General features: G+C 68.5%; 1 protein-coding gene. It reads right to left on the bottom strand.

Translation table 11 applies throughout. The features are described from left to right. Nucleotides 1–889, bottom strand: an 889-nt coding sequence (locus ABD385_RS41185) for an L-histidine N(alpha)-methyltransferase (protein ID WP_344585405.1), incomplete at its 3' end; no start/stop codon positions are given. Nucleotides 890–912 lie beyond the last annotated feature (23 nt).

The following is a 912-nucleotide window of genomic DNA, read 5'->3' as shown; positions in this document are numbered from 1 at the left end:
GGAGCCCGCAGTCGGTCAGTTGGTCGGCCACCGCCGTACTGTCCTGGTAGAGGTAGCGCCAGACGACGACGGTGTCGTCCGGTTCGAACGACACCGTTCGGCTGCCTCCCGCGGCGTCGAAGGTCACGGTGACCGGCTCCAGGAACCGTGCCCGGACGAAGATTTCGCTGCGCGTCCGGTCGAACCCGGTCTCGGTGACGTACCAGGACCGGTCGATGGCCAGCAGGTCCAGTCCCGCCAACTGCTGCGGCTTGTGCGGGCCGCCGACGCTGACCTGCTTCATGAACGCGGGCCGGTCGGCGCCGATGTCGATGCGCAGCGTCAGCAGCAGCACGTCGCGCTCACTCATGGCGCTGCGCACGTGGCGCAGGACCTGGTGCGGTTCGGCGAAGTTGTACAGCGTGCCGCCGGCCAGGATGACGAAGCGGAACGGATCGGTATCGGAGTGGCCGGAGGTGCGCTCGGGTGCCAGGACCCGCTTGAGGTCCGGCCCGGTGAAGTCGCCGTGCCACAGCTCGAAGTCCTGCGCGTGCTCCGGGAATTCGGATTGCAGGTTCTCCCTGGCCAGTTCGAGGATCTCGGCGCTGATGTCGACGGCGCGATAGCCGGCCAGGCGGGTGCGCTCCAGCAGGTGGCGGATCAGACCGCGTACCGGGCGCGTGGTGCCCGGCCCGAGATCGACGATCTGCACGGGGGACGACGGCGGGGCAAGGGCGAGGAGCTGCTCGGCGTGCCGGGTCAGGAGGCTGTTGATGTCACGCAGCATCGGTACGAGGTCGGGATTGGACGGCACTTCGCCCGCCCGCCACATCTCGCTTCCCTCGCCGAGGTAGGTCAGTTGGTAGGGGAACTCGGCGCGGAGGCTGAGGGAATCGGCGACTGCATCCACCTGGGCAGCCGAGTAGAGGCGAT

It is taken from the genome of Streptomyces lunalinharesii, from assembly GCF_039532155.1.
Taxonomy (GTDB): Bacteria; Actinomycetota; Actinomycetes; order Streptomycetales; family Streptomycetaceae; genus Streptomyces; species Streptomyces lunalinharesii.
This window is presented reverse-complemented; position numbering and strand designations above follow the sequence as displayed.